Here is a 5,587-nt window from a genome sequence, read left to right on the forward strand (position 1 = left end):
CGACCACGATCTTTCGATGGCGCGCGCGACCGCCTGCGTCGCCTGGCCGATCACGCTGGCCGCGCGCGCCATCGAAAGATCGTGGTCGAGTTCGCGCAATTGCCGGTTGACCTGGTCGTGCAGGCGGTCGAGATGGACCAGATGCGCCTGGAAGCTGCCGGCCAGGTCGCTGTCGCGGGCGATCGCCCGCGCAAGTTCGACCAGTCGTTCGCGGTAGCGCGGATGCGACTGCGGCGCGCGGGTCAGCGCTTCGAGCTTGTCCTGTGCGCGGGCGAGGCGCCGGCGCACGACGTCGGCGCGCGTGCGCGCATCGGCGAGCTCGCGCGCCGTGCGCTGCAGCAGCAGCTGCGCCTGACGCAGCGGCTTCGGCACGGCGCCGGCGTCCTTGCCGTTCGCCGCGGCGGCGCCGAGTTCCTGCTTGAGCATGTCGCGGATGTCATCCCACCAGGCCATCGCACACCTCAGACCAGAAATTCGGCGAGCGCGCTCAGCGCGTCGCGGCCGTTGTCGCCAAGCGTGGCGAGTTCGAGCGCCATGTCGGCGGCCGAAGCGGCCGGACTCAGCGCGCCGACCAGCACGAAGTGCTCGCCGATGCGGCCGAACGCCGACAGCGGCACGCTGGGATTGAGATCGAGCAGGGTTTCGAGGAGCTTCGCGCGCAGCCGCGGCTTCACGTCCGCGTCGCGCCAGAGATAACTGATGCAGAGCAGCTGGCTGCCCGCGTCGGTGACGTAGATCGGCAGGCGCTCGCTGCCGGGAAACGCGATTTCGATGACGGGGACTTCGCCGGCGACCGGCACGACGTCGATGACGTCGACGAGGATCTGTCGCCGCAGCAGCGGCACGGCTGCCTTGATCAGGCTGGTCAGACGACGCCGGCTTGCCATGCTCCCCCTCCGGAACGCGGATACGCGAGTGCGGTATGGCGGACGCTACCGGCCACGACATAACATGTCAAGACATATTATGTCTCCTACACCTTCGGCCCGATGCCCCGCCTCGATACGCACTGCTATCCTGCTGCGATCCGCCTGGAAGCCCAACGAATGACCATCCGCCGACTCATCCTGCTCGCCCTCGCGTCCCTGCTCCCCGCCGCGGCATTCGCCGCCAAGGTCAAGCCACCGGCCGCCGTGCTGCGCGAGGCGACGACGAGCCTTGCCGCGGTCGAGTTTGCCGAGGCCGGCAGCGAAGGGCGCATGGTGTTCCGCCGCCTCGAAAAACTCGGCGGCGACGCAGAGATGCCGGAGCTCATCGACCTGGCCATACCCGCCGAGCTGCGCCGCGTCGTGCTGCCGAGCGAGCGCTATCTGATCGCCTACACCGTGTTCCGGCGCGAAGCCGAACAGATCCGCGTCGCGCGGCTCGGCGCGCAGCTCCTCGTGACGCCGGGCCTGGAACCGGCGCTGCTGCGCGACACGCCGGAAAACCGCGCGCTCATCGCCTGGCAGCCCGGCGGCGACGAAAAAGCCGTGCAGGCGCGCCTGCCGGAACTGATCGCGCTGCTCGATGCGCGCGATCCGCAGCAGCACAACTTCGCGCTGTCGGAAATCGTGCTGCGTCCGCAGCTCGCCGAAGCGCTCGATGGCCGCGCGCGCAAGGCGCTGCTGCGCTTTGCCAGCCGCGCCGACGCGAACGCCAACGCGCGCGGCCGCCTGCTGCAGGCCGCGACCGTGCAGCCCGAGCACTTCGGCAAGGACGGCTGGAAAGCCGTCGCACTCGACATTCTCGCGACCACGCCCGTACGCGTGCAGGACGTCGACGGCAACGCGACGCTCGTGCGCTTCGCGTTCGAGCTGGTCGAACGCGACCGTGCGACCGTCGCGCCCGAGGTATTGGAGCGCTGGCTCACGGGCGACAACGCCGCGCTGGCCGAGATGGCCCTGCTCCGGCTGCGCGCCCAGGAGCCCGCGCGCGAAATGCCCGCGCTGGAGCGCGCGCTGACACTGTCGCTGCTGCCGGCCGGCACGCGCGAATTCCTGCTGGACCACCGACGCCGCGCGGCGCTCGCGGCGCAATAGCCGTCCCGCCGGCGGGCTCGACCGTAGCGAAGCCGGCCGGGGGACAGATCCGACCCCTCGACTTTCGTCGGGAAAAACAGTCGTTCGAGACACGAAAGGGCGATTCGTGCATCATCCGAAAGGCTGAGCATTCGTCAGCTTCAAGTCTCAATCCTCTGGGGGTATTGCGATGTTTCTCCGTCACGGCCTTGCTTTGGCTGTCGTGACCGTCTTTGCCACGCTCAATGCTTCGGCCGCCTCGGCGGCCGGCGGCGTGGTGGTCGGTCATGCGGTCCGTTCCGACGTTTCTCCTCCGATGCGCGATGTCATCGCGTCCTATCCCGCGCCGCAGGTCGGTGCCGACGGACAGGACATCTATGTCGTGCCGAACCAGTTCATCAAGCCGAGCCAGGCCGACATGAGCGAGTTCCTGCACAGCCTGCGCGGACGCAATATCCAGAGAGCCCCGACCGGCACGCCGGCACCGTCGGCCATCGTGGCCGCGAACGGCCTCGGCGTGGGCAACGGTGCCGGCGGCGTCCCGCCGGACACCAACGGCGACGTCAGCCCGACGCATTTCATCCAGTGGATCAACACGAGCTGGGCGATCTTCGACAAGACCACCGGCGCGCGCACGTCCGGTCCGACCGCCGGCAATTCGTTCTTCGCCGGCTTCGGCGGCAAGTGCCAGAACACGAACTCGGGCGATCCGCTCGCGATCTGGGACGACCGCGCGCAGCGCTGGGTCATGTCGCAGTTCACGACCGGCACGAACGCGAGCCAGTGCTTCGCGATCTCGACGACGTCCGATCCGCTCGGCACGTATTACCGCTATGAATTCGCCTGGCCGACCACGCCGGTGCAGGTGTTCGGCGACTATCCGCATATCGGCGTCTGGACCGACGAATCGGGCCGCCAGAACGCGTACACGATCGTCACGCACGAGTTCAACAACGCGACGTCGGCCTTCCTCGGCGCCGCCTACATCGCGGTCGAACGCGACAAGATGCTCGCCGGCGCGCCCGCCGCGCAGGTCGGCATCGTGCGCTTCCCGGGCTTTGACGCCTACGGTGCGGAACCCGTGCACCTCGACGGCACGCTGCATGCCAAGAGCGGCAGCTGCGCACCGTTCATCCACTTCGATGCGTCCACGGCCGAATACCTGTTCTGGGACATGTGCATCAACTGGACGACGCCGGCCAGCACGACGATTTCGGCCACGCCGGAACGCGTCGCCGCGAAGACGCCGTTCGTGCCGAACTTCACCGCCGTGCCGCAGCTCGGCTCGTCGGTGCCGCTCGATGCCTTCGGCACGCACATCATGTACCGCGCCGCCGCGCGCGCGTTCGCACCCGGTTCGCCGACGCGCCTGTCGCTCGTCGTCAATCACGGCGTGCTCGGCGCGAGCGACCAGGGCGCGATCCGCTGGACGCACTTCGATCTTTCGCAGGCCAACCAGCGCTTCGACATCATCTACCAGGACGGCTTCCAGCCCGCGACGAACACGCCGCTGCTGCGCAGCATCGTCGACGAAGGCGTCTATTCGCCCGACAACAACACGCGCTGGATGGGCGGCATCGCCATCGACAAGGGCGGCAACATCGGCGTCGGCTACAACGTGTCGAGCGCGACCATCAACCCGCGCCTCATGATCAACGGCCGCGCGCTCAACGATCCCGACAGCACGCTGCGCGACGAGCAGGCCTGCACGCCGGCGACCACGGGTTCGCAGACCGGTTCGTTCAGCGGCCGCGGCCGCTGGGGCGACTACACCTCGATGAGCGTCGACCCGACCGACGACTGCACGTTCTGGTTCACCGGCGAGTTCTATCCGACGACCAGCGCGAGCTCGTACTCGACGCGCATCTGCAGCTTCAAGTTCAACGAGTGCGGCCTGCCGGGCTTTAAGCTCGTCAGCCAGACGCCGCAGCGCATCGAAGTCTGCGGCACGACGTCCGGTCCGGATCCGTCGTGGGATCTGCTCGCGGGCACGGTCGGCGGCTTCAACGCCTCCGTCACGCTGACGCCGAGCGGCATGCCGGGCGGCACGACGCCGGCGTTCTCGGCCAACCCGATCAACCCGACCCCGGGCTCGAGCCAGTTCACGCTGGTCGGCGGCCGCGGCGCGGCTTCCGGCGAGTACACGCTCAACGTCTCGGGCACCGGCGGCGCGATCACGAGCGCGGTCAACCTCGAACTCGGCGTGTCCGCCGCCGCGCCGACGACGCCGACGCTGACCGCGCCGGCCAACGGCACGAACGGCACGAAGGTGCGTCCGCTGCTGTCGTGGACGCCGGTTCCGGGCGCACTGACCTACCTCGTCGAAGTCTCGTCCAACGCCGGCTTCACCGCGATCGTCGCGTCGGAAACCGTCACGACGAACAGCTGGACCGTCGACACCACGCTCGCCGCGACCACGCAGTATTTCTGGCGCGTGCGTCCGAGCAACTACTGCGGCGACGGCCCGAACTCGGCCGCGTTCTCGTTCACGACCGGCACGCCGGGCACCTGCCCCGCCGGCACGTCGATGACGAACGTCGCGACCTACGGCTTCGAGGGCGGCGCCGAGCCGGCCTGGACCGCGGGCGCGCCGGGCGACGCGGGCGGCACGGCATGGTCCGCCGGCGCAGCGCCGGCCGGCACGACCGGCTTCACCGGCAACGTCTGGAAAGTCCCGAACAACGCGGTCACGAGCGACCGCTCCGTGCTGTCGCCGAGCGTCGCGATCCCGGCCGCGCAGGCCGTGATCCTGTCCTACGACAACTACCACAGCTTCGAACTCGACGGCCCGACCGGCTGCTGGGACGCCGCCTCGCTCGAAGCCAAGGTCGGTGCCGGTGCATTCGCGCACCTGACCGCCGGACGCTTCTTCACCGACTCGTACGACGGCACGATCACCGCCGGCGCACCGCTTGCCGGTCGCCAGGCCTGGTGCCATCAGGCCACCGGCACGGCGGCGAAGCGCTCCATCGTCGACCTCGACGACATGGCCGGCCAGACCGTCCAGCTGCGCTTCCGCGCCACGAGCGACAGCAACACGACCGCCACGGCCCCCAACGGCATGGCGATCGACAACGTCCGTATCGACATCTGCAACTGACCGCAGACCGCGCGGCCGCCGCAAGGCGGCCGCGTCCGGGCGAACTCCGAAGCCACCGCGATCGCGGTGGCTTTTTTTGTGCCGCGGTCTAGCGCTGCGGCAGCGCCTCGCGCCATCCGGCCCGCGGCAGGCCCGCCGCGCGTTCCGCCGCAAGCCGTGCGGCCGCGACAAAGTCGCAACATATTCACTCTGCGACTAATACTTCCATATATTTATGGACACCGTTCCCCTCCGGGAGCTACCTTGCCGGCGCCGCGCCGCCGCTCAAACGCGCCCGCGAACTCAAGGCGCGCGCGTTCCTCGGCTTGGCCGAGCCCGAACTGAATCCCAATTGGCGCAATTTCTACATTACCGTCGCGCACGAACTGCAGGGACTGCCGCTACCGAAAGACATCAACGGCGGCCTCAAAGCCTTCGGATTCTGGTTCCCCGCCGACGGCAACCAGGGCTTCGGCGCGCAGGGCTATGTGCTGCACCTGCGCCACGG

5 protein-coding genes are annotated in these 5,587 nt (G+C 68.9%); 3 read left to right on the plus strand and 2 right to left on the minus strand.

Annotated features, from left to right (window positions below):
- The coding region (locus tag VLF18_RS07490) for a hypothetical protein (protein ID WP_325278998.1) at positions 1 to 453 on the minus strand (453 nt) is incomplete at its 3' end.
- Between the two features lie 8 nt (positions 454 to 461).
- Positions 462 to 887 carry a DUF2170 family protein gene (locus VLF18_RS07495; RefSeq protein WP_325278999.1) on the minus strand — a complete coding sequence of 142 codons (426 nt, stop codon included), beginning with the start codon at positions 885 to 887 and terminating at the stop codon, positions 462 to 464.
- A gap of 159 nt (positions 888 to 1,046) precedes the next feature.
- Here VLF18_RS07495 and VLF18_RS07500 point away from each other — a divergent pair, with 159 nt between their 5' ends.
- From VLF18_RS07500 to VLF18_RS07510, 3 genes are all read left to right on the plus strand, one after another.
- On the plus strand, positions 1,047 to 2,021 hold the full coding sequence (locus VLF18_RS07500; RefSeq protein ID WP_325279000.1) for a hypothetical protein: 975 nt from the start codon (positions 1,047 to 1,049) through the stop codon (positions 2,019 to 2,021).
- Between the two features lie 295 nt (positions 2,022 to 2,316).
- Positions 2,317 to 5,100, plus strand: coding sequence for a hypothetical protein (locus VLF18_RS07505; protein WP_325279001.1), 2,784 nt, complete (start codon positions 2,317 to 2,319; stop codon positions 5,098 to 5,100).
- A 206-nt stretch (positions 5,101 to 5,306) separates the two neighbouring features.
- Positions 5,307 to 5,587: alkyl sulfatase dimerization domain-containing protein (locus VLF18_RS07510; protein WP_325279002.1), on the plus strand; the 281-nt coding region annotated here is incomplete at its 3' end.

The sequence above is a fragment of the Tahibacter sp. genome, from assembly GCF_035481375.1.
In the GTDB taxonomy this organism is placed as follows: Bacteria; Pseudomonadota; Gammaproteobacteria; order Xanthomonadales; family Rhodanobacteraceae; genus Tahibacter.